General features: G+C 47.1%; 18 protein-coding genes and 1 tRNA gene. 4 read left to right on the top strand and 15 right to left on the bottom strand.

Features of this window, described 5'->3' with window-relative positions; translation table 11 throughout:
* Positions 1 to 295 precede the first annotated feature (295 nt).
* Both J2T20_RS14610 and J2T20_RS14605 read right to left on the bottom strand, forming a co-directional pair.
* Positions 296 to 369 (bottom strand) — tRNA-Arg (locus J2T20_RS14610).
* A gap of 222 nt (positions 370 to 591) precedes the next feature.
* Positions 592 to 948 (bottom strand): hypothetical protein, encoded by a 357-nt coding sequence (locus J2T20_RS14605; protein ID WP_307589503.1) that lies wholly within the window; start codon positions 946 to 948, stop codon positions 592 to 594.
* Between the two features lie 144 nt (positions 949 to 1,092).
* Between J2T20_RS14605 and asnB the strand changes: the two genes are divergently transcribed.
* Together asnB and J2T20_RS14595 are read left to right on the top strand one after the other, a co-directional pair.
* On the top strand, positions 1,093 to 2,937 hold the full coding sequence (gene asnB / locus J2T20_RS14600; protein ID WP_307589501.1) for an asparagine synthase (glutamine-hydrolyzing): 1,845 nt from the start codon (positions 1,093 to 1,095) through the stop codon (positions 2,935 to 2,937).
* Positions 2,938 to 3,023: 86 nt separating this feature from the next.
* A complete protein-coding gene (locus tag J2T20_RS14595) occupies positions 3,024 to 3,857 on the top strand; it encodes a CPBP family intramembrane glutamic endopeptidase (RefSeq protein WP_307589500.1) in 834 nt (277 codons plus the stop codon).
* 492 nt (positions 3,858 to 4,349) lie between these two features.
* On the opposite strand, the gene J2T20_RS14590 is transcribed toward J2T20_RS14595, so the two are convergent.
* From J2T20_RS14590 to J2T20_RS14560, 7 genes are all read right to left on the bottom strand, one after another.
* Positions 4,350 to 5,186: an aldo/keto reductase gene (locus tag J2T20_RS14590; protein ID WP_307589499.1), complete on the bottom strand. Its 837-nt coding sequence runs from the start codon at positions 5,184 to 5,186 to the stop codon at positions 4,350 to 4,352.
* A 118-nt stretch (positions 5,187 to 5,304) separates the two neighbouring features.
* Positions 5,305 to 5,760, bottom strand: coding sequence for a cupin domain-containing protein (locus J2T20_RS14585; protein WP_307589497.1), 456 nt, complete (start codon positions 5,758 to 5,760; stop codon positions 5,305 to 5,307).
* Positions 5,761 to 5,899: 139 nt separating this feature from the next.
* Positions 5,900 to 6,835: an SPFH domain-containing protein gene (locus tag J2T20_RS14580; RefSeq protein ID WP_084146957.1), complete on the bottom strand. Its 936-nt coding sequence runs from the start codon at positions 6,833 to 6,835 to the stop codon at positions 5,900 to 5,902.
* Positions 6,835 to 7,263: an NfeD family protein gene (locus tag J2T20_RS14575; protein WP_307589496.1), complete on the bottom strand. Its 429-nt coding sequence runs from the start codon at positions 7,261 to 7,263 to the stop codon at positions 6,835 to 6,837. The genes J2T20_RS14580 and J2T20_RS14575 overlap by 1 nt, the downstream gene beginning before the upstream one ends.
* Before the next feature lie 221 nt (positions 7,264 to 7,484).
* Positions 7,485 to 8,123 carry an XTP/dITP diphosphatase gene (locus J2T20_RS14570; protein ID WP_307589494.1) on the bottom strand — a complete coding sequence of 213 codons (639 nt, stop codon included), beginning with the start codon at positions 8,121 to 8,123 and terminating at the stop codon, positions 7,485 to 7,487.
* Position 8,124: 1 nt separating this feature from the next.
* Positions 8,125 to 8,883, bottom strand: coding sequence for a ribonuclease PH (rph, locus tag J2T20_RS14565; RefSeq protein ID WP_307589492.1), 759 nt, complete (start codon positions 8,881 to 8,883; stop codon positions 8,125 to 8,127).
* A gap of 125 nt (positions 8,884 to 9,008) precedes the next feature.
* The gene (locus J2T20_RS14560; RefSeq protein WP_307589490.1) at positions 9,009 to 10,130 is read right to left on the bottom strand and encodes a GerMN domain-containing protein; all 1,122 of its coding nucleotides are present in this window, start codon (positions 10,128 to 10,130) and stop codon (positions 9,009 to 9,011) included.
* Positions 10,131 to 10,369: 239 nt separating this feature from the next.
* Between J2T20_RS14560 and J2T20_RS14555 the strand changes: the two genes are divergently transcribed.
* Complete coding sequence (locus tag J2T20_RS14555) at positions 10,370 to 10,972, top strand: phosphatidylglycerophosphatase A family protein (protein ID WP_307589488.1); 603 nt, start codon at positions 10,370 to 10,372, stop codon at positions 10,970 to 10,972.
* Between the two features lie 1,071 nt (positions 10,973 to 12,043).
* Here J2T20_RS14555 and J2T20_RS14550 read toward each other — a convergent pair.
* Both J2T20_RS14550 and J2T20_RS14545 read right to left on the bottom strand, forming a co-directional pair.
* Complete coding sequence (locus tag J2T20_RS14550; RefSeq protein WP_307589486.1) at positions 12,044 to 13,072, bottom strand: MBL fold metallo-hydrolase; 1,029 nt, start codon at positions 13,070 to 13,072, stop codon at positions 12,044 to 12,046.
* On the bottom strand, positions 13,073 to 13,807 hold the full coding sequence (locus J2T20_RS14545) for a class I SAM-dependent methyltransferase (protein WP_307589484.1): 735 nt from the start codon (positions 13,805 to 13,807) through the stop codon (positions 13,073 to 13,075).
* 499 nt (positions 13,808 to 14,306) lie between these two features.
* Here J2T20_RS14545 and tyrS point away from each other — a divergent pair, with 499 nt between their 5' ends.
* Positions 14,307 to 15,566 carry a tyrosine--tRNA ligase gene (gene tyrS / locus J2T20_RS14540; RefSeq protein WP_307589482.1) on the top strand — a complete coding sequence of 420 codons (1,260 nt, stop codon included), beginning with the start codon at positions 14,307 to 14,309 and terminating at the stop codon, positions 15,564 to 15,566.
* A 78-nt stretch (positions 15,567 to 15,644) separates the two neighbouring features.
* Here tyrS and J2T20_RS14535 read toward each other — a convergent pair whose 3' ends face one another.
* The 4 genes from J2T20_RS14535 to J2T20_RS14520 form a co-directional block, all read right to left on the bottom strand.
* Positions 15,645 to 17,336: a glycoside hydrolase family 13 protein gene (locus J2T20_RS14535; RefSeq protein ID WP_307589480.1), complete on the bottom strand. Its 1,692-nt coding sequence runs from the start codon at positions 17,334 to 17,336 to the stop codon at positions 15,645 to 15,647.
* A 148-nt stretch (positions 17,337 to 17,484) separates the two neighbouring features.
* Positions 17,485 to 20,754: a glycoside hydrolase family 43 protein gene (locus tag J2T20_RS14530; protein WP_307589478.1), complete on the bottom strand. Its 3,270-nt coding sequence runs from the start codon at positions 20,752 to 20,754 to the stop codon at positions 17,485 to 17,487.
* A 911-nt stretch (positions 20,755 to 21,665) separates the two neighbouring features.
* Entirely contained in the window at positions 21,666 to 22,808 is a 1,143-nt protein-coding gene (locus tag J2T20_RS14525; protein ID WP_307589477.1) for a homocitrate synthase/isopropylmalate synthase family protein, read from the bottom strand.
* Positions 22,805 to 23,560, bottom strand: a complete 756-nt coding sequence (locus tag J2T20_RS14520; protein ID WP_307589475.1) for a HesA/MoeB/ThiF family protein — start codon at positions 23,558 to 23,560, stop codon at positions 22,805 to 22,807. The genes J2T20_RS14525 and J2T20_RS14520 overlap by 4 nt, the downstream gene beginning before the upstream one ends.
* Between the last annotated feature and the right edge of the window lie 34 nt (positions 23,561 to 23,594).

The raw sequence follows: 23,594 nt of genomic DNA, 5'->3' as shown, positions 1-23,594 counted from the left end.
AACAGCCTTCCCGAAGGAAGGCTGTTACTTACGTCCCGGAAGGGATACCGCCCATTCGGGCGGATTGCGATGATTGGGCTAACGATGCTTATGCTCCAACGAACCCATCGGGGTTCTCATCCTCTGACGTAAAACAGCCTTCCCGAAGGAAGGCTGTTACTTACGTCCCGGAAGGGATACCGCCCATTCGGGCGGATTGCGATGATTGGGCTAACGATGCTTATGCTTCAACGAACCCATCGGGGTTCTCATCCTCTGACGTAAAACAGCCTTCCCGAAGGAAGGCTGTTACTTACGTCCCGGAAGGGATTCGAACCCCTGACCGTGCGCTTAGAAGGCGCATGCTCTATCCAGCTGAGCTACCGGGACACATATTATGTACTTAAGGCAACGTTATCTATTATATCGCATGTAGAAAATTTATCAAGCCTTTTTAAAATAAAGTATAAACTTATTCTTCAGTATTTGCATAATCTACTATGTTCTCCTTCGCTTTACACTTGCATGTGAAGGAGACCCGCCACTTAGACGGGTTCTCCTTTTCGATGCAGGCATTTCTTTATATATGTGGAGAACTAAAATAGGCTCAAATTACGGATATTGCTCGAAATGCTCTTCCAGCTGTTTTTTCAAATCCCCAAAAATAAGCAAATCCCGCTGGAATCTGGAACGCTCCTCTTCAGGCCCCATGACTGTACTGCCTTCAAAAGCACTGACGGTCACATCTTCAAACGCATTGTGCATGTTGTTGTCATACCAATCTGAAGACATATCGGCATCATTGGTCAGAATTCGGACAATTTCGAAGCCTTCTTCATGACGATCCTCTACGATATACACCAAAAGAGCAGAATCCTCCACAGCCCCAGGTAACACTCCTACTTCTGCGCAGGGTGCACCGTCATAATCCAACATTCTGCGAATTTTGGCGTCTTTTATGTAATACACCTGTCATCCATCCTTCCTGGCAAATTTACCACACCTCTAGTGTTCGGATAAGGACATACATTTTATCCCTTCCTTAGGCATATATCTGTATTACTTGGCAAAAAAGAAAGGACAATAATCGCACAAAAGAGAGGATGAATCATCATGTGCGGAATAACCGGATTTATCCAGTGGCGCGGGGATCTGACACAGCACTCACAGCTGCTGGTGAGAATGACCGAAACCCTGGCAAACCGCGGACCGGATGCAGCAGGGACCTGGATTTCAGGACCTTGCGCCTTTGGACATCGCAGACTTAGCGTTATTGATCCCGAGAACGGTGCTCAGCCAATGATTACCCGCCATGAGGAGAATATGTACGCTATTGTATATAACGGTGAATTATATAATGCCCCAGAGCTTAAAAAAGAATTAGTGAATCGGAACCATCATTTCCGTACAGAATGCGATACAGAAGTATTGCTTCATGCCTACATCGAGTGGGGACCGGATTGTGTGGAGAAGCTGAACGGGATTTTTGCCTTCGCCATTTGGGATAGTTTACATGAACAGGTCTTTTTTGCACGCGACCGGCTAGGTGTAAAGCCGTTATTTTACAGTCAGGTCGATGATATCTTTGTGTTTGGTTCGGAGCCCAAGGCACTCTTGCAGCATCCAAAAGTTCAGCCGGCTGTTGGCCCGGAGGGTCTGGCCGAAATCTTTATCATCGGTCCGGCACGTACTCCGGGACACGGGGTCTATAAGGATATGCATGAACTCCGGCCAGGGCATGCCATGATCTACAGCCGTGAAGGGCTGCGCAGCTATGCTTACTGGAAGCTGGAGAGCTTTGCACATAACGACAGCGTAGATGAAACGGCAGCCAAAGTTCGTGAACTACTGCAGGATTCACTTGAGCGGCAGCTTGTTTCGGACGTTCCGGTCTGCTCACTGCTGTCTGGAGGACTGGATTCAAGCGCCCTAACAGCACTTGCGGTTAGTTACTACAACCGAACGGGTCAAGGTCGTGTCAATACCTTTTCCGTCGATTATGTGAATAATGACAAGCATTTCAAAAGCCATTCCTTCCAGCCCGGAGCCGATGGTCCTTGGATTAAGAGGATGGTCGAAGAACTGAATACGAACCACCATTATATAGCGTTCGACACACCGGAGCTCGTAGAGGCACTGGATAATGCCCTTTACACGCGTGATTTACCCGGAATGACTGATGTTGACTCTTCACTATTTTTATTTTGCAGGGAGATCAAGAAAGAAGCGACTGTAGCCATCTCAGGTGAGGCTGCCGATGAAATTTTTGGCGGGTACCCTTGGTTCCATCGGGAGGAAATGCTCTCTTCAGGTACTTTTCCATGGTCGGTGGCACCCAAAATGCGCGCAGGGCTCCTCTCCCCGGAAATGAATGAATGGATTAGACCTTTGGAATATCTGGGTGACAAATATAGCGATGCCGTGGCTGAAGTTCCAAAACTTCAAGGGGAAACAGGCAAACAGGCTCAAATGCGCGTGATGTCTTATCTCAATATTACCCGCTTCATGCCCACATTATTAGACCGTAAGGATCGGATGAGTATGGGAGTTGGGCTTGAGGTCCGGGTTCCTTATTGTGATCATCGCCTCGTTCAATACGTGTGGAATATTCCTTGGGAAATAAAAACCGTTGGTAACCGGGAAAAGGGTATATTGCGTAAGGCTCTTGAAGGCGTATTGCCGGATGATGTACTCTATCGTAAAAAAAGTCCCTATCCCAAAACCCATAACCCTAACTATCTAAACGCGGTACGGCAGAGAATGCTGAATATTTTGGATGACGCAAGTTCTCCTATTCTCCCCTTAATTAATGCGGCTAAAATCCGTGAAATTGCTGCATCGCCGGAATCCTCCAGCAATCTTCCCTGGTTCGGGCAGCTGATGTCAGGCCCGCAATTATTCGCTTATCTGTCTCAAGTTGACCTCTGGCTGCGGACTTATAACGTAGTCATAAAGTGATATTCTCCACATTCATCCGGGTCAAAATCCTCTACAAATAAAGATAAGAGTATGTTATATCTTTTTAGTGAAGGAGCTTTTCCGGTATGCAAGTATCGTTCCGTTCAAAACCTCAGCAGAACAGAACTCAGAACAGGAGAATCTTTCTGTTTCTGGCTGTAACCTTTGGTTTCACCTGGCTTTGCTGGCTTCCGCTGCTGATCAATAAGCAATTCACGGCGGGAGTGCCACTGCTCCCCGGGCAGTTCTATCTAGGTTCATTCGGTCCTCTCCTTGGAGCACTTGTTAGTGTTCAGATTCGGGGTGGAACGGGTTTTAGGGCCTGGTGTAAAACTGCCTTTTCGTTTGCATTTCCCAAAAAGTGGCTGGCTATCGCGGCGGGCTTACCGCTGATCTATGGGGCTGTAGCCATACTGGCCCATACCCTTATTACCGGCAGTTTGCCGGATGTTCATACATTTGGCCTGACCTCTGACCTTCCACCCCAGTTCAATATATGGATGACTTCCCTGGTGTGGATGCTTACCTTCGGTATAGGTGAGGAGAGCGGATGGCGTGGTTTTTTGCTACCAGAACTTCATAAACGTTATTCATTATTTACTTCAGCGCTGCTCGTAGCTGTTATTTGGATGGCCTGGCATCTACCCGCCTTCTGGTTTAACGAAAGCTATCTTGGTATGGGCTTTGGGGTGCTCGGGTGGGCGATCAGTTTGACTTACGGCTCGGTGGTGCTAGCTTGGATTTGTGCGGGGAGCCGCTGGAGTATTATCCCGGTAATCGTATGGCACGGTATCTTCGACCTGCTTACAGCCAGTGATCAGGGCGCAGAAGTCATGGCTATGGTCTGTAGTATGCTGGTAATTGTTCATGGAATCCTTCTAATGAGAAAACTAGGCAGGAGTGGGCGCAGCCCTTCCTGAGTACACTTCATTCTCCTAGATACAAAAAAGGCAGTCCAAGGTTAACCCTTTGGACCGCCTTTTTCCTGCACTTTATGCAACATTCTCGCGCCAGATCTACCTAAAACACAAAAATTCCTGCACTTTATGCAACATTTCCGCGCCAGTTCTTCCTAAATCACATAAATTCCTGCACTTTATGCAACATTTCCGCTCCAGATCGACCTAAAACACAAAAATTCCTGCACTTTATGCAACATTCTCACTCCAGATCCACCTAAACACATAAATTCCTGCACTTTATGCAACATTCCCGCGCCAGGTTCACCTAAAACACATTAATTCCTGCACTTTGTGCAATAATTCCGTGCCAGATCAACCTAAACACTATAATTCCTGCACTTTATGCAACATCTTCGCGCCCAGCCGACCTAAAACACATCAATTGCTGCACTTTATACAACATTTCCGTGTCAGACCTACAATCCGCGCGCCGACCTGCTACTCTAATGTTTAAAAATTAAAATTGTCGGGATCCGGGCCAAAACGACGATTTTGGTTGAGGTCCTCAAGAGCTTTTACATCCTCATCGCTGAGAGTGAAGTCAAAGAAGCCGGCATTTTCAGAAATTCGCTCCGCATGAACTGATTTGGGAATTGTGATTACACCTTGCTGTAAATCCCAGCGCAGAACAATTTGTGCCGGTGTCTTACCGTATTTACCAGCTAATTCTTGGAGAAGCGGCAGTTCAAGATTCCCCTGCATTAACGGACTCCAAGCCTCCAGCTGAACACCCTGCTCGCGGCAGTATTTCAGCAGTTCGCGTTGGGTCAGCAGCGGATGGAACTCCACTTGATTGACCACAGGAACAACTCCGGTGGCTTCAATGATATCCTTCAGATGATGAATCTGAAAGTTGCTTACACCTATGGATTTGATTAGACCTTCCTTTTGCAGATGGATTAAAGCTTTCCAAGTCTCCAGATATTTGCCTGCAACAGGCCAATGAATTAAATAAAGATCTATCACATCCAGTCCCAGCTTACGCCGGCTGACTTCGAATGCCTTCAATGTGGAGTCGTAACCTTGATCGGGATTGCGAACTTTAGTTGTAATAAACAGCTCTTCACGGGGAACTCCGCACTCGCGAATAGCTTGTCCTACCCCTTCTTCGTTGTTGTACCCTGCGGCTGTATCAATACTGCGGTAACCGGTCTCTACGGCCGATTTAACGGCTCTAATAACCTCATCGCCATCCTTAGTCTGCCATACACCCAACCCTAGCCATGGCATTGTTACACCGTCATTTAACGTGGGTCCACCTGAAAATGGTCCGTTCAACTGACTCATAGTTTAACCCTCCAAGCCCAATGTAGTTTGGTTCACTTACCAAAAATAAGTATATCAGATCAACGTTTCAATACCAAAAATGAGAAAAGAACGGAGGCGTTAATCGCCTCCGTTCTCTTTATTTCTCAATCATTTTGAAGTCATCGAAGTGAAATTCTGGTGAAACAATGCAGGAGACCAATACCGGCTCTTCACCGAGCGGTCTTGCCGCTTGCCATACACCCGCCGGGACAACCAATTGCGGCTGCTGACCGGCAGCAACATCCAAGCCCAGGATATACTCCTTAACATCTTCCGGTTTGTCTCCGCTGCCTCCCAGACTTAATACAATAGGGCTGCCGGAATGCCACAGCCATATTTCATCAGAGAGCACCGTATGCCATTCCGAGGCTTCATCTACATGGAGCAGAAAATAAATAGAAGATGCCGAGCAGCGCGAACCGGAATAGCTGCCGCCTAATACCTCTTGCGGGATTTCAAATGAAGAATTCCAAAGTCTTTTGTACCAGCCGCCTTCAATGTGCGGCTGCAGCCCCAAGGCTTCAACTAGAGGCGAAATTTCTTTTTGCGTCACGGATTTCTCTCCTTTAAAGTTTTGCAAAGCAAAACTAACTTCTTAGCATAGGGTATGTGTTACACATATGCTTAGTTTTGCTTTTTACTTTAACGGAATACTCTACAATTGTAAAACCAGCTCGTTCACTCACTGGTTGTTACTTGCCTTCCTTACTTGCTTTAAAAATCTCAGCCATGGCTCCCAAGCTTCCTAATGTCTCTACTGCACTGGTTGGCAGGAAGACTTTATTCGCTGGTCCTTTAGCGATTTCACTTAGTGCTTCAAAGGAACGGTAAGCGAGAACCTGTTCATCCAGCCCGGAGGTACTGAGCAGCTGAATCCGGATTTTCTCAGCTTCGGCTATAGCTTGAATGGCTTTAGCCTGACCCAGTGCTTCCAGTTCCTGCGCTTGGCGTGAACCCTCGGCTTGACGGATACGTGCTTCCTTATCGCCTTCCGCCTTCAGAATCTTACTCTGCTTGTCGCCCTCTGCCCGGAGAATCATATCCTGCTTAGCGGCTTCTGCCTCCAGGACAATTGCCCGTTTACTACGCTCTGCTTTCATTTGCTTATCCATGGCTTCTTGAATATCAAGCGGCGGTTTGATATCAATAACTTCCACACGCTCAATCCGTACGCCCCACTTCTCTGTAGCCTCATCGAGAGCTACGCGGATTTCGGTGGAGATTTTTTCACGGCCGGACAACGTTTCATCCAGCTCCAGCTTACCGATAATTTGCCGCATCGTTGCAGTCGAGATGTTCCGTACGCCATATACATAATCCGAGATACCGTAGGTTGCTTCTTCAGGGCCAACAACCTTATAGAAAATAATGGTGTCAATCTGTACCTGTACGTTGTCCTTCGTGATTACCGTTTGCGGGGGGACATTAGCTTGTTGAATCCGAAGATCATGATAAGTACGTACTTGATCAATAACAGGAATCAGAATGTTCAGACCCGGTGTTAAGAGACGGTGAAATTTACCGAGACGTTCTACGACTCCGATCCGCTGCTGTGGTACGATCTTGACCGTAAGAGCAATGAAGACAACAACTACAACAAGAACTACTACAATAATTGCCCATTCCATTAGTTCATTTCCTCCCATCGTTCTACCTCGATAATAGTGGTACCTCTTCCTACTACTTTGACAACCTCATCTCTGCCAAGTGTCTGAACAGAGGTTGCACTCCATGTATCTCCGCCAATCTTTACCTGCCCGTACCGCCCTGGCTCTATAGCTTCCACAACAATCCCCTGCTTCCCGACAATATCCGTATCATTGAACCCGCGCGAGCTACGAAATCTCTCCACTAACGGCTTCGAGAACAGAGTCAGACCCAGTGCTACAAGAGAGCCGATCAGGACTTGCAATAGGACTGCATCCGGGAATAAAAGTGACACTAATCCTGCAATCAAAGCACCGATACTGAGCCAAAGCAGATAAAAAGTAAGCGTCATCATTTCAACTACAAACAGGACACCGGCTGCGACTAACCAAAACATCCAGACCGTCATCGGTGAACCCACCACCTTCCGCTATATACTACTATAACGAAATAAAATGCAAAGCGTTGCAGAAGTTTTTTGCCGCAAAACAAGGCCAGACACATATATTCAGTGTATTTCAGTTTAGGAAAGGTTATGATACTTTCTCATATTACAAAAAAAGCTTGCAGTTAAAGCCGAGGCTCATCTGCAAGCTTGTGTAATTCATGATGGATACAACAGGCTGGTAACTACAGCTGACCGCCTCTAGAAGACAGTTTCTCCGTCAGCAATCGCAGTGCAGCGCCTCGGTGACTTATCAGCTGTTTCTCCGTAAGCGTCAGCTCCGCCATAGTCTTCCCGTAATCCGACAAGTAAAATAACGGATCATAACCAAAGCCGCCACCACCCGCCGGCTCAGAGGTTATCCAACCCTCAACCGTACCTTCAGCCGTTAATTCTTGACCCGACGCCGGATCATATAGAGATAACGCGCATACGAATCTGGCAGTGCTGAGCAAGGGCTGTCCAGTATCCTCGCCCTGTTTCAGTTCCTCCAGCTCGCTTAGCAATTTAAGATTATTATCTGAATCGCCTGCATCTTCACCTGCATAACGCGCAGAGTAGACACCCGGTCTGCCCTCCAGCGCATCTACGCAAAGCCCGGAGTCATCTGCAAGAACCGGAAATCCGAGGGCATCGGCTACGGTCTTCGCCTTCTTTAACGCATTCTCGGCAAAAGTGGCACCGTCCTCTACTACATCCGGGAGATCGGGGTAGTCAAACATACTCTTCACTGAGAGACCTAGAGGAGCAAAGGCATGCTCAAACTCCCGTACCTTGCCCTGATTTTTCGTTGCAACAATAAGAATGCCGCCTGACGGTTTCATTCTATACCTCTTGTCCAGGCTGTCCGGCAGGGATTTTGAGCGCAATGGCTCCCAATACTTCCTTCTGGGCAGCAATCAGTTCAGTTACCCCTTTTTCACCTAACTCAAGCAAACGGTTCAGTTCTTGACGAGTGAAGGGTCTTTCCTCCCCTGTTCCTTGAACCTCCACGAATGCACCGCCGCCAGTCATCACTACATTCATATCTACTTTGGCTTTGGAGTCCTCTTCATAATTCAAATCCAGCAGCGTTTTGTCACCCACTACACCGACACTGATCGCTGCAAGAAAATCGGTAATCGGGAATACAGGGAGCTTGTGCTGCACCGCAATTTTGTTAATGGCAAAGGCCATCGCTACAAAAGCACCGGTAATCGAAGCCGTCCGCGTGCCGCCGTCTGCTTGAATAACATCACAGTCCAGTGTAATGCTGCGCTCGCCGAGTGCCTGCAAATTCACCACAGACCGAAGTGCCCGGCCAATTAAGCGCTGAATTTCCATGGTGCGTCCGGTTAACTTACCCCGCGCTGCTTCGCGTTGGTTGCGCGTCCCAGTTGCTCTTGGAAGCATGGAATACTCGGCGGTCACCCAGCCTTTCCCCTGACCTTTAAGGAAAGGAGGAACCTTCTCTTCCACAGTTGCTGTACAAATGACCTTGGTATCTCCCATTTCAATAATCACGGAGCCCTCAGCATATTTATTAGTTTGGGTTGTTATCGTCAATGACCGAAGCTGGTCGTCATGCCGCCCGTTTGATCTCATCTTTTCTGCCTCCTACATTAGCTCATTTAAGCATTCCCTATTCTACCAAAGAGCAGGCACAAAAGCATCTTTTTACCCTTTTAATTTGAACTAACGTTTTTCACTTATGCTGTCGGAAATTTTTTCTACAGCGGCAACTCATTTAAATATTGAGGAGCCGAAACCGGCTTTCCGTAATCCACTTCATTCGTTCCGGTAACTGCATCCTTTCCATTCAGCCGAATCTGAACCAGTGAATCCTCGCTATTCTGCGCAACAGTCAGTACAACGGATTGAAGCATTTCTGCGGGCACCTTATCACCGTCAACGAACATATCATCCTTCAGTGATACCGTAACTACACCATTTTGTCCCTCTTCAACAGAATCAATTATAGTCCCGGCAGTCATTACTGTTTCAACTCCATCCCCTGACTCAGGTCCGGATAGCAACTCACCCAAAGCAGCCTTGACCGGTTCCTGTCCTGCGGGTACGAATCGAGTCATCGGTACATAGTACTGAACACCTTCAGGTGATGCTGCTGAAAAATAAACGGTAACCGCACTGGAATTCATATCCAGTGTATTGCTTTTCGGCAGATTGATACCCAGAGTCCGAGATAATGGGCGATCCAGCGGTGTTCCATTTAGTGGCATTTCATTGAGTTTCTTACCGTCTACCCAAAGCTGTACCCCTTTAATTCCTTCTTCACCTGTCAGTGTCCAAGTGATTGCTTCCAGTATTTTACGTTCATCCTGGACAGCATAATCATTGAATTTAGCGTTAAATTCAACGACTGCCAGACCTTTCTCCTTGTCCACAGTAACATTTTGCACTGTAGTCCCGGCTGGGAGCATACCATGGAATCCTGTCGGCAATAATGCTTCATAAGCGCCTTTACTAACCAGTGCGGTTAGGGCGTCCTTCAGCGTTGTTGCCCCTTCACCGGACGGTAAGCTAAGTGAAACCGGAGCGAGTAAGCCATTCCCATCCTCGAGATATACCGTTGTTCGAGGTGCGGTAGAACTGTTGTCTGCTGCCGCCGGAGCACTAGCCTCCAACGTATTTGCATCCAAGGTAACAGGGCCGAGTACACCGGAATCCAGGGTATCGCCGCTGATCTCCAGCATTTGTGCCTCTACCTCAGTTGGCGGCGGATCTACGGAGGAAGACGCGTCCATTCCAAGTAAGCTGCAGCCGGATAGAGCCAGAGGAACTGCCAGTAGGCAGGCTGCGGATATCCCGCGAATTTTTTGCATATGTGTCATGATTAATTACCCCTTTCAGAAATTAGATAGCCTTGTACTGCTATGTATACGAGCCCTTCCGCGAAAAAATAACAACAGCTTATCCTAAAGTTTGAGATCCGCGCAGTCTTACCGATTTCGCCCCTTCTCTCTGGACAATAACAACCTGAAAAAGTACAATTTCAAGACAGTGAGGATTTACAGAACCCTCACTGGAAAGAATACTATAACTAATGACTCACTAATTGGAGGGACTGAAAATGGCTGACGCAAAAATGCCTTACAGTCTGAACAGCAAGGCCGTTGCAGAGGCGACAAAAAGCTGGCTGCACAAGCGTGGAGTAACTATAGAAGAAATTGCGGATCTCGTTATGCTGCTGCAGAAGCATTATTATCCGAATTTAACGATGGAAGAATGTATTCACAACGTAGAGATGGTACTTAGCAAAAGAGAAGTGCAAAACGCGGTATTAACGGGTATTCAATTAGATGTATTGGCTGAAGAGGGAAAGTTGTTTCCCCAATTGCAGGATATGATTGAGAATGACGAGGGGCTTTACGGAGTGGACGAAATCTTGGCTTTTTCCATAGTAAATGTGTACGGCAGTATCGGTTTTACCAATTACGGCTACGTTGACAAGTTGAAGCCGGGTGTACTGGAAAGACTGAACAATAAAGAAACAGGACAAATCCACACCTTTCTCGATGATATTGTAGGCGCTGTAGCCGCTGCGGCCAGCAGCCGGATCGCACATCGCAAGCAGGCGGAAAGAGAGAAGGATCTTGGGCTGCCGCATGCTCCGGAGGATACCGAAGAGGCTGCCAAGAAGCTAGCCGGAAGTAACATTGAAAAGCCTGAATAAGAAAATATTAAGATTCTTATGATCCAAAAGTAGATTTTTTTACTACCGGAGACAGACTTCATTCTAAAGTAAATCAGCGATTCTCCGGTTATTGGAGAATCGCTGATTTACATTTTTGGGTCACTACGGCTACTTCAGCACGTTAGGGGCAAGTGAAGACACCGGACTCAAGTTACACTTCCCCCGCTTATACAGCGGAGAGAACGAAGTGATTGTGGAAAAGCGGTAGCGTTCCCCCGAAATTTTTCTGAAGGAGAACTGGATCAACCGCCGGAAAAATAGTGCAAGCTTGGATCTAGTCTCTAACGGACCATATGGCCGTTATTTGAGTTATTCATTCGTAATTGAAGTATGGTACGGACTCAGTGAACTAGACTAATATGTGGACACGGTATATACAACTTTGGATAATAGAATCAACTCAAGATGAGATGGAATCCGAGGTCAAGTGTCAACGTTATGGCAAACAATTCCATCGAATCACCCTCGGATAAGGAATTCCGCCAAATGAGATGTAAAAATACACTTGAATCACCCTCGGATGAGGAATTCCGCCAAATGAGATGTAAAAATACACTTGAATCGCTCTCGGATGGTGGATTCCACCATATGAGATGTAAAAGTACACTTGAATCGCCCTCGGATGGTGGATTCTGCCATATGAGATGTAAAAGTACACTTGAATCGCCCTCGGATGGTGGATCACCAAATTGCTGCTATTTAAGTCTCAAAGGGTTGCGAAACTTATAGTGTGACTGGAGTTCGTCAAACTTCCTAATCGCCTGTTTTTTACTCAAATAAGCCTTTATTTCTTCCAAAAACACCTTTTACTAGCTTCTCCTATCCCTCCACTCCGCACGTGATCCCTTTACACCTTTTCCTTTCGGTCAAGCATTAGTTTTGATTTTGAGCCGGAAAATTAGCTTCGGAGTAGGAGCACAGCGATTGTAATCACGAACTGTTGGCGGAGCGTCCACACGAAGTGCCTACGTCAATCCACACTAAACAACAGGGGCTGTCCCAAAAGCCATTTTCATGGCGGGACATCCCCTGTTGTGTTTCAACACTAATCTATTCCATGCCCGTGAATAACAATCCACTACTCGACTCTATAATCATTGCCCTCTCCCGGCGTACAAGTTCAATCATATGCGCCAAGGTCTCACTCATGGCGAACCGCATCTGATGAGTGCTCGATATCCGGCCCCGAAACAGATCTTCACAGATTGCAAATCCGCTTAAGGGTCCGTTTGTAATGAGGGCCTCTGAAGCCTCCAACCGCTCCTCATGGTGATCAAGCAGACTGTGGATTCTCTCAGTAAAACCTGTAAACGGCTCACGGTGTCCTGGAAATGCCATACTGACCTGATAACTGCTAAGCTCTCGCAACCCTAGAAGGAATGTCTGAAGCGGCTGAGGATCGCTGCCCGGTAGCAGGCTGACATTAGGCGAAATTTGCGGTAGGACGGCATCGCCGCAAATCATATACCCGCTTTCCCTATTGTAGAAGGACAAGTGTCCCGGAGCATGACCGCCAGTAACTACTGGCCTCCATAGTTGATTGCCCATTTCAAAAGGCTCCGCGGGTGATACATAGGACACTTCAGGCTGAGGTGTAACCTGTGGCTCAAAGTGTTCCAAGTGTTCTTTAATCGCATCAGTTATAGAGTTTGGCATACCATGCTTAGCAAAAAACAAGGGAAGTACTTCATTCATCTGGGAGGTCTCCCCCCACATGAACAGAGCTTCGGTATGGGCTCGCTTCGACATCCACACCTTGCAACCACTGAGGGACTGCATCCATCCGGCCAATCCATAATGGTCAGGATGATGGTGGGTAATAACGACTTTCTGTACCCTGCTCCATGACAAATTCAGCTCCCGAAGGATGCCCTGCCAAGCAAGCTCTGTCATCTGGCTGTGCGGCCCGGGATCTATAATGGTAACACCGCCGTTTGTGTCAGTAAGTAGATAGCTGTTCACTTGCCGCAGAGGCGGGTCCATGGGCACAGATATCTGCAGGATATTCCCTTCCCTTGGAGTAATAACTGCCCCTCGAATAGAGCCCTCGTCTTCTTTAAATCTTCTCCCGGTTACCATCTACGCCCGAACGCCTCGAAAAATCATTCGCTTAGAGCACTCAGCATCATATTCGTCCTCATCATAACTGCCATGGACAGCTTCGAGTTGTAAGCCGGCTACCGCAATCATCTCCTGAAATTTCTCAAGCGGATACAGCTTCACGCACTCATGGTATTGGCGGGGAGTTCCATCTTCCTTCGAGGTTATGGTAATATCCTTCTTCACATATCCGTCTTGAATCCGGCGTTTCTCATCGATCAGAATGTCCCCGTCTTCCCGGGTAGAGTGCGGAACCAAATTACGAATTACACATGATGGGTTAAGAAAATCAATAATAAATTTCCCGCCAGGCTTCAGCATCCGTCTGATTTCACGAAGCACCTTGATTTGCTCCTCATCTTCTTCAAAATATCCAAAGGAGGTAAAGAGGTTGACCACCGCATCAAATCCTCCAGCCAGGGGCAAACCCCTCATATCAGAGCATAGCCAGGTTACTTTCTCCGATCCCTCTTGAGCACGCGCTTCCCGAAGCAACGGCTCGGATAAATCCACACCGGTTACCTCGTAACCTGCTTCCGAGAGTGCAAGGGAATGACGGCCCATACCACAGCAAAGATCCAGCACTTTAGCCCCCGGGGGCAAATCCAGCCAGCCAATCATTTGTTCGACTTCACGCCTAGCTCCTCCGAAATCACGGTGTTTATATACAATCAGATAGTCCTCTCCGAAGCTCTCCTTATACCAATCACCCATATTGTATCTCCTCCCGCAGGCTGCTTCCTGCCAAACCACGTATCTCTATTCATATATTGTAACGCAATTGTACCGTCTTTAATGGACAAACTCAAAAAATGTAAGTATTCTTCCGGAATTCACAGCTGAGGATGTGGTTGACATTGAAATACTAATTAACTATACTTTCCTTAATCTTATATACGGTATACGTTGAAAGAGCCTAGTAGCAGCTTAGTCCCTGTTCTCAGAAAGCCGGGGGTGATGGAACCCGGTACACACTAAGTTGACGAATTACACTCTGGAGTATCTTGGGTAATGCCGAGCGGAAGTGGCGAACGATAACTCGCTGATAAGTGGCATTAGTGGTGCGAAAAATAAGCTCCATTAGTGCAATTTGGGTGGTAACACGGTGTATAATCGTCCCTATGTCTACAATAGACAAGGGGCGATTTTTTGTTTTTTCAACGGTTAGTCATTACGTTATAAGAATATCTATAAATTGAGGAGTGTTATGACTGTGAATATTATGGACGAACTAGAATGGCGCGATGCCATCAATCAACAAACGGATGCTGAAGGCCTTCGGGATTTGACGAATCAAAAAGCAATTTCGTTATACTGCGGTGTAGACCCAACGGGTGACAGCATGCATATTGGCCACTTGATTCCATTTATGGTGCTCAAACGCTTCCAGCTTGCCGGCCATCGTCCAGTGATTCTGATTGGCGGAGCAACGGGCACCATCGGTGATCCAAGCGGCCGCCAAAGCGAGCGCTCGCTGCAAACGCTGGAAGAAGTACAAGCTAACGTTGATGCGCTTACCGAACAAATGAAAAAGCTCTTCATTATCGAAGGCGATAATCAAATTCGTATGGTCAACAACTATGACTGGACACATAAAATCAATGTGATCGAATTCTTACGTGATTACGGTAAAAATTTCACCGTTAACTCCATGCTTGCAAAGGATGTTGTGGCGAGCAGACTGGAAAGCGGTATTTCCTTTACCGAATTCTCCTACCAAATCCTGCAGTCGCTTGATTACCTGCATTTATTTCAGCATGAAGACGTGCAGCTGCAAATTGGCGGCTCCGATCAATGGGGCAACATTACCAGCGGACTTGATCTGATTCGGAAAAGAGAAGGATCTGAGGCGAAAGCTTTCGGCCTGACGATTCCGCTTATGCTGAAAGCTGACGGTACGAAATTCGGCAAATCAGCAGGAGGTGCGATATGGCTGGATCCGAAAAAGACAACACCTTTCGAATTCTACCAGTTCTGGGCTAACACCGATGACCGTGATGTAGTAAAGCATTTGAAGTACTTTACGTTCCTTACCAAGGAGCAAATTGACGACCTGGCTGATAAGGTGCAAACGGAGCCGCATAAACGGGAGGCACAAAAGAAACTGGCCGAGGAAATGACCAGATTCGTACACGGTGAGGAATTGCTGGAACAGGCGAAACGTATCACAGCAGCATTGTTCAGCGGCGATATTAAATCGCTCACTGCTGATGAAATCGAGCAAGGCTTTAAAGACATGCCGACATTCGAGGCTACGCAGGAGTCTAAGAATATCGTGGATTGGTTAGTTGATCTGGGTATTGAGCCTTCCAAACGTCAGGCGCGTGAGGATATTACAAAAGGTGCAATTTCGATGAACGGTGAGCGCGTTAGCGATGTAGGTCTGGAAGTTACAGTGGCTCAAGCTATCGGCGGCCGCTTCATCATTATCCGCAAAGGTAAGAAAAATTACAGCTTGGTAAAAATGCTCTAGAATTCTAAGTTCTAATTGAACATCACAAACAAAAACCCTTCAAGATTTGCTTCGGCAAGCTGAAGGGTTTTTTGTGGCTTAACTCAGACGCTGTAAATATACCCTGGCTTCATACGGACGAAGCTTCAAGCGGCTTAAATCCTCATCTTTTTGCGGCTCATAATTAGATATCAGCAGCTCCCCCGGACTGGTTAGTATCTCTTGCGGCAGCTCCATAATCGGTTCCCGTTCAAAAAAGTTCAGAATGACCAGCACGCGCTGATCCTCAAGTGTCCGTGTATATACATAAATCTCCGTATCATCCGGCTGTAATAACTCATACTCACCATATACAATGACCTTATGTTTTTTTCGAAGCGCAATCAGGTTCTTATAATAGTGATAGATCGAATCTGGATCTTTAACCGCGTGGGCTGCATTGATCTCCATGTAGTTAGAGTTGACCTTAAGCCAAGGGTCACCTGTTGTGAATCCTCCATCGTTACTGTTATCCCACTGCATAGGTGTACGAGCGTTGTCTCTGCTCTTTTTATGAATGGCCGCCATGATTTGCTCTTCCGGAACTCCGTTCTTGCGCTTCTCTTCATAATAATTAAGTGTCTCTACATCCCGATAGTTATCTATGGACTCAAAAGCAACGTTCGTCATCCCAATCTCTTCCCCTTGATAAACATAGGGTGTGCCTTCAAGCATATGAGTAAAGGTTGCCAGCATCTTAGCTGAAGGAATCCGGTAAAAAAGATCGTTACCAAATCGGGACACCGAGCGGGGCTGGTCATGGTTGCACAGATAGTTGGCATTCCAGCCGCGGTTATGCAGAACAACCTGCCAGTTGGTGATGATTTTTTTCAGATCGATCAGGTTCCACGGTACAACGTCCCACTTCCCGCTGCCGGCAGAGGCTGCATCCAGAAACATATGCTCAAACTGAAAGGTCATGTTCAACTCGCGTCGACCGTCCCCCACATAATCCAGTGCCTGCTCCGGACCAAGCCCAGAGGTCTCGCCAACCGTCATAATGTCATAAAAATAAAGCACCTTATCATGCAAATTTTGCAGCAAAGTATGAACATTCTCTAGATTGGAGAACATTTCATAAGCTCTGACAGTTTGCGTACCGTGAGGATTATGGGCATCCGGGTAGCCCATGGTCTTGACGATATGGGCAATCGCGTCAAAGCGAAAGCCGTCTACCCCTTTTTTAAGCCACCATTGTACCATTTCATGCAGCTTATCAATGACCACGGGATTTTCCCAGTTGAGATCCGGCTGGTACTTGGAATAGAGATGCAGATAGTACTCATCCGTATGTGGATCATGCTCCCACACCGACCCGCTGAAATAAGACTCCCAGTTGTTGGGCGGTCCCCCGTTCTTGCCTTTTTTCCAAATGTAAAAATCCCGTTTCGGATTATCCTTGGAGCTTCTTGATTCAACAAACCAAGCATGTTGGTGGGAAGTATGGTTAAGGACAAGATCCATCATCAGCTTCATGCCGCGTGAGTGCATATCGCGAAGCAGCCGGTCAAAATCATCCATCGTCCCGAATTCCTTCATGATGTCACAGTAGTCGCTGATATCATAGCCGTTGTCATGATTCGGCGATTTGTAAATAGGGCATACCCAGATTACATCTACCCCCAGTTCCTGCAGATAATCCAGCTTGGAAATAATCCCCCGCAGATCTCCAACTCCATCTCCGTTGCTGTCCATGAAGCTGATGGGATAAATTTGATACACGACGCTTTCCTTCCACCATTTGGGGTTCATGTCACTGCCTCCTTGTGTGCTTAATATATCTTAACCACACGGAGCCAATTGGATAACAATAAAATAATTCAGAATGGCTTGGCAATCATAACATCATAAAACGGCGCCCTCAGGGAAATATCCCTTTGAGCACCGTTTCATTTAGAGGTTATGATTTGCTTTTATCCTCATGCCTTTTTTGTACCTTTACAGTTAACTTTACGGTTCCTTTGGTATGATCCGAGATCCGCGTTACCTCAAGCGTCAGCTCGACTCGCGTCAACTTGATTGGGGCCAGAATGGTTCCATCCATTTGAACAACAGAAGAATTACCTGTTTCCTTGATGGTCACAGTGTACCCAGTAGGAACCTCTGGAAGCTTCACCTTAACGTCATCCTTAGCCGGAGTAGCAATCTCAGTAAGTGTGTTCGCTACTTCCTGAGCGCTGGCAGATCTTGCAGGTACGGTAACGTTAATCGTAATGGTTCCCTTGGACCCGTCAAATTCTCTCGTCACTTCCAGAATCAGTTCCACTGCGGTTGGAGCATCCGGTGGAATAATTACTCCATCCAAGCCAATTACCGCAGGATTGCTTGATTGCTGAATCGCTAAGCTGTAACCAACAGGCACTGCCGGCAGATTCAGTGATACAGCATCCATCACAGGTGGCGTAACAGGGGTAAGAGAATCGGCCACTTCTTGGGCTGACGGCTCTTTGACGATAATTAGCCAGCTAATCTGCGGGTCCGAGCTTGAGGTAGCTGCTGATGCAGACCGATGAACCGTAAGATCAATTCCTCCTTCATTCACAACTACATTAGGATAGGCTAATACATCTTTTGCACTCGAAAAGACATAAGCTGAAGTCATCGTCTGTCCGTTCACAATAATATCGGCTTTACGACCCCCATTAGAATATTGAGCCCATGGATCGTAGAGTCCGGTATAAATCGAATATACTCCGCCGCTCACATCAAATTTATAAGTGATATCATTACCTGAATTGGATTTAAGATATCGTAAATTAGTGAACATATCATCTGAAGCCGAACCGGAAGTGTTGGTAGAATCCCCTACATAACCCCAATTTTGCCCCAAAAGTGGATTGTACTGTTGATCCGGAACTCCTTTATTAAGTATTGAATCCCCCATGTAACTAGTCCAGGCCGTGTAATCTTCAGTAACAGCACCACCCGCATTGACGAAGTAGACCGCATGTTCAGGCAGAACATCCAAGGTTATGGCAATCTCTTTATTCTCCAGCAAAGGCAAATTCCCATTCACGGTGACTCTGCCTGGTTTTGAGAATTGGCTGGGATTCAATGTCCAGTTGACAGGCATCTGCTCGGTGACATTGTTGGACTTGGTAACCGATAATTCATCAGGCAGAATTGGAGTTCGTCCCATAGGTACATATTTGGGCAACGTTGTATTGATTGTAATTCTGCCCATACGGTTCAGCAGGGACAAGTTCCATTGATCATACCATTTCAGAGTAATTTGATCATCTTGTCCAAACTCCACCGGAAGCCAGATATAGCGGGAGTCTGCCAAGTCACTTGATTTCCAGCGGTCTCCCATAAAGATATATTTGCCGTTGGCTGCATCCAGTGTAATTACATTGGTACTTTGTGAATCAAAGGTAGTGGACGCTTTCGTACCCACGGAAGGATCACGCATCGCTCTCCATTCCCCAAATATCTGATCGGCCACCGTATACCGGGCAGCATTTGGTGCCCATCCGGTAGCACCTGAGGTGATCATGTAATATTTCCCCTGATACTTAAACATGGCTGGAGCTTCGCGCTGTGCCCCTGGAAACACACGAATGTAATCTACGCCGTACTGTGATTTGTAAGTCGTATCCCGCTGCTCATTCCCGTCTTTATGCCATCCGGTCACATCGGTATAAGACTCATTCAGCTTGGAGATGTACATAGTCATATTCTCTTCACTGGAATAAATCAGATAAGCCGTGCCATCGTCATCTTTGAAGAGGTTCATATCCCGGGCCATTCCGGGTTGGTTCGGCTGTCCGTTATAGGTTGCACCTTCAGGAACGCGGTCCATCCGCTCACTTTTGCCATATACAAAGGGTCCTGTCGGAGAATCACTCAAAGCATAACCTGCTTCAGCCTTGGCATAATTCGCTGTCGATGTAGTGCTTGGACCGTCCGTATGCAGCCACATCACATATTTATGGGTCACATCGTTATAAATAACCTTTGGCCGTTCCATGACGCGCATAGTACCAATATCATTAAAAATATCCGCCTTATCTGCCCTGCCTGCATACAAAGCTGAAATCAGCGGGTCCGTATCAAATTGGCCCATGGATTCAATCGCAGTCAGAGCCAGATCCTCATCCTTCCAATTATAAAGATCCTTGGAGCTGTAGACACGCACCCCTCTCGTAGGCATATACCCAAGCGTTTTATCTTCTCCGTACCAGTAATAGGTTGCACTTGCTTGATCATACAGAATTCCACCGCCATGCACCTGTATCGGAGCCCCGTTCGTATCCGTCCATACAGCCCCCGGTGTAAAAGCACTGTTAGCGGAATACGTTGCAAGAGCTGCAATAGCATCATTTAAGGTTATCTTGTAGCTGTGAAGCTCGTTCTGAAGGGTAGACACATCTGTACCTTGTGCTTGTGCATTGTCTATAAAATGTTGAGCGGTCTCAATGACCGCTTTAAGCTTATTAACACTATATACTGTATATTCCGGCTGTTCCGAAAGCCCCTTAGCCCTATCAATAAGGCTTTGCAGGTCGGAAAACTCCAGAATCACACTTTTTCTCACGATAATATAATTAATCAGAGGATCATTATAATTAGTCAGAGTACCAGTGGATGGACCCGCTATAGACACGTTCAGCATTCCATCTGTAACTGCGAGGCCACGGGTGGTGAATTCTTTTAATTGCTGGGTTCCTGAATCGTAGTCCCCGCCAGCAACATTTAGGCCCTCTGCTAGGAGAATCATATTACGGCTGCTCCAAGGATTATAAAAGCCGTAGGTAATATCATATTTATCCGAAGGAAGCTCAAACTTATAACTGATCGCTTTGGATCTGACTTGTGTACCGTTGTAGTACCTTAGGCTGCCTGTTTTCGTAGTAGTGTCCGAAACATTCGTACCCGTTGTGGAAGTAGTCAAGCCCCAGCTTTTCCCCGTAATAGGGTCTGCTCCGTAGACCTGTTCGGTTACACTTGCATACAGCCCCATTTTGTCGTTGCCCTCAAGGGTTGTCGGGGTTGTATCGCCTGCATTCACAAAGTATAGGATGTAGTCGTTATCTATTAATTGCTGATTGCTAAGCTCTGGAACTTCACCACTCTCAGCAGCTGCTGTCTGCATGGGCACCTGAAAGCTGAACGCTGTTGAGACAACTAGAAGCACCATAAACCATCGAAAGCTTATTTTTCGAAGCATTGAATAAATCGACCTCCTTCAATAAAATGATGAATCAGAACAATTATGCAAGCGCTATCAATAAGACGGATGGGCTTAGCCCGCGACTTCCTCCTCCTATCTCAACATGAAGGAAGCCGCCTGCTAATTCAATTGTATAATTCAAATTTAAGTGAACTAAACCAACATAAAGCACAGTGAACATTCTGCCCAGAGTGAACAAATTTGTTATTACTGCAATAAAGGAGAATAAATATGGAGCAAACTCAAAACTAGGGTATCCGAGGGCGATTCAATTGCACTTTTACAACTCATTTGGCTGAATCCCCCATCTGAGGGCCATTCTATTGCACTTTTACCTCTCATTTGGCTGAATCCCCCATCTGAGGGCCATTCTATTGCACTTTTACCTCTCATTTGGCCAAGTCCCCCCTCCGAGGGCCATTCAATTGCACTTTTACCTCTCATTTGGCCAAGTCCCCCCTCCGAGGGCCATTCAATTGCACTTTTACATCTCATTTGGCGAAATTCCCCATCTGAGGGCCATTCAATTGTACTTTTACATCTCATTTGACCAAATCCCCCTTCCGAGGGCGATTCAATTGTACTTTTACATCTCATTTGGCGAAATCCCCCATCCGAGGGCGATTCAATTGTACTTTTACATCTCATTTGGCGGAATCCTCCATTCGAGGGCGATTCGAAGGAATTCTTTGCTATAACATTGACGCTCGGCCACGGCTTCCACCTCTTCTAGAGTTTATTTTATTATTCTAGGGTGCATTTACCGTGTTCACTTATTAGTCTAGTTCATACAGTCCGCAGCACAGAGGTGTAAAGTGTAGTTAGTTGGCGATCTTCATTCACTGCGCATAAAAAAAGGGTTGCTTCACAAGACTCAAACGTCCTGTAAAACAACCCTGTTACATCTATTAAACAACACCCCGGGACTGCTCCTGCTCCTCCATGAACCATTCCAGTAGTAAAGCTTCCGGAACATTACGTTTATAGATCTCTGCATATTCCCGAACACGTTCAAGCAGTCGTCCCGACAGTTCAGCATTCGCTTCCAGACCTTGATTACTCAGCACATGGGATACTCCCCCGCTGCCCGAGTGTTTGCCGAGTACAAAGTGATGTGACCTGCCTACTTCCGAAGGATCAAAGGTCTGATACGTTGCCGTATCCTTCATGAGTCCGTCCACATGAATGCCGGATTCATGGGTAAAAGCTAGTTCTCCTACGATTGGCTTGGCATCTCCAACGCTGCGACCGGAGGCGGCTATCACCGTATCGGCTAACCTTTTCAGCATCTCCGGACGAACAGCACACTGCCCCTTGTACAGGTAACGCCAACCCAGTGCCACTTCTTCCATCGCGGCATTTCCAGTACGCTCACCTATACCTGCAATTGTGGTGCTTGCCCAGGTTGCACCGGCGGCAATGCCACTCAGCGTGTTCGCTGTAGCAAGCCCAAAATCATTATGACAGTGTACCTCAAGTTCTACATCCGCAGGTACTTCTCCAAGCAAAGTACGGACCCGCTCAGCCATTTCACCCGGATGATGGGCAGATACCGTATCCGCATATCGAAACCAACGTATACCTTCTTTGTACAACGAGTTCACCAGCTCTACCAGAAAGCTCATCTTCGCCCGTGAAGAATCTTCCATCCCCACTGATACCGTCATGCCTAGACGCAGACCATATTCTGCTGCCCGCAACAGTCTGGCAAGTCCTTCCGATTCGCTGATTCCTAGCTTACCATTCAGCTGAATGTCCGATACCGGGATCGAGATATGGCTCCAATTCACCCCGGTATTCCACGCTTTTTCAATATCGCTGGTCATTGCCCGATTCCAGGTCATCATCCTCATGGGAAGACCCAGCTCCGCAATCGCCGCGATATCCTCTTGCTCTCTCTTGCCCATTGCAGGAATTCCAACCTCTGCTTGCTCTACACCGCTCTCCGACAGCAACTTTGCGATTTCCAGTTTTTCTGCCCTCGTGAATGATACTCCAGCCGCCTGTTCTCCATCCCTAAGTGTCGTGTCACATAGCTTGAGACTTTTCACGGTTTACCTCCTTCTCCGCAGCAAGCGCAATTCGGATTACGGGTAATTCGGACGCTATAGCAGGCGAAGTCGAGTGAGTTGAAGCGATGCATTACGCCCGCATAAGTTGTCCCTACCCTTGTAACCCATTTTACGGCCTCGAGGGCTGCCAGACAACCCGCAATCCCGGAGGTAGCTCCCAAAACCGGAAACCCAAAGGGTTCCCACTGGGGCTGTTGATCCGGATAAAGGCATTCAAGACACGGAGTTACACCTGGAAGTATCGTAGTTAGAGAGATTTCAAACCCATACATTGCCGCCTCTACCATAGGCGTACCGGTCTGTACACAGAGACGATTCAATTCATATCTTTCTGGAAAATCATATCGAGCGTCAATTACAATATCGGCGTTCTCTACCCAAGGTCTTGCGATTTCAGACTCAATCTTGGAATTATAACCTTCTATTTCAACGTTAGGATTAAGCCGCTTCAGCTGCTTAATTGCCGTACTCATCCGCTCCATGCCTAAATGCTCACTGTCCATTAAGATTTGCCGGTTCAGATCCGGTGGAAGAATGATGCCCTCGTGGGCCAAGATAAGTTTCCCGATGCCTGCCGCCGCTAAATACAAAGCAGCGGTCCCGCCGAGACCGCCGATGCCGGCAATCATCACTGTGGCTTCCTTGAGTGCTTTCTGACCGTTCTCCCCAAGTAGCTTCAGCTGTCGGGCATACCGTTCCAGCTCCAACCCTCCCGCAAGCTGCTGCTCCATCCCGCTCCCCCCTGTGACTGATGTATGAATCCGC

The organism is Paenibacillus wynnii, assembly GCF_030812855.1.
GTDB lineage: Bacteria > Bacillota > Bacilli > Paenibacillales > Paenibacillaceae > Paenibacillus_AQ > Paenibacillus_AQ wynnii_A.
This window is presented reverse-complemented; position numbering and strand designations above follow the sequence as displayed.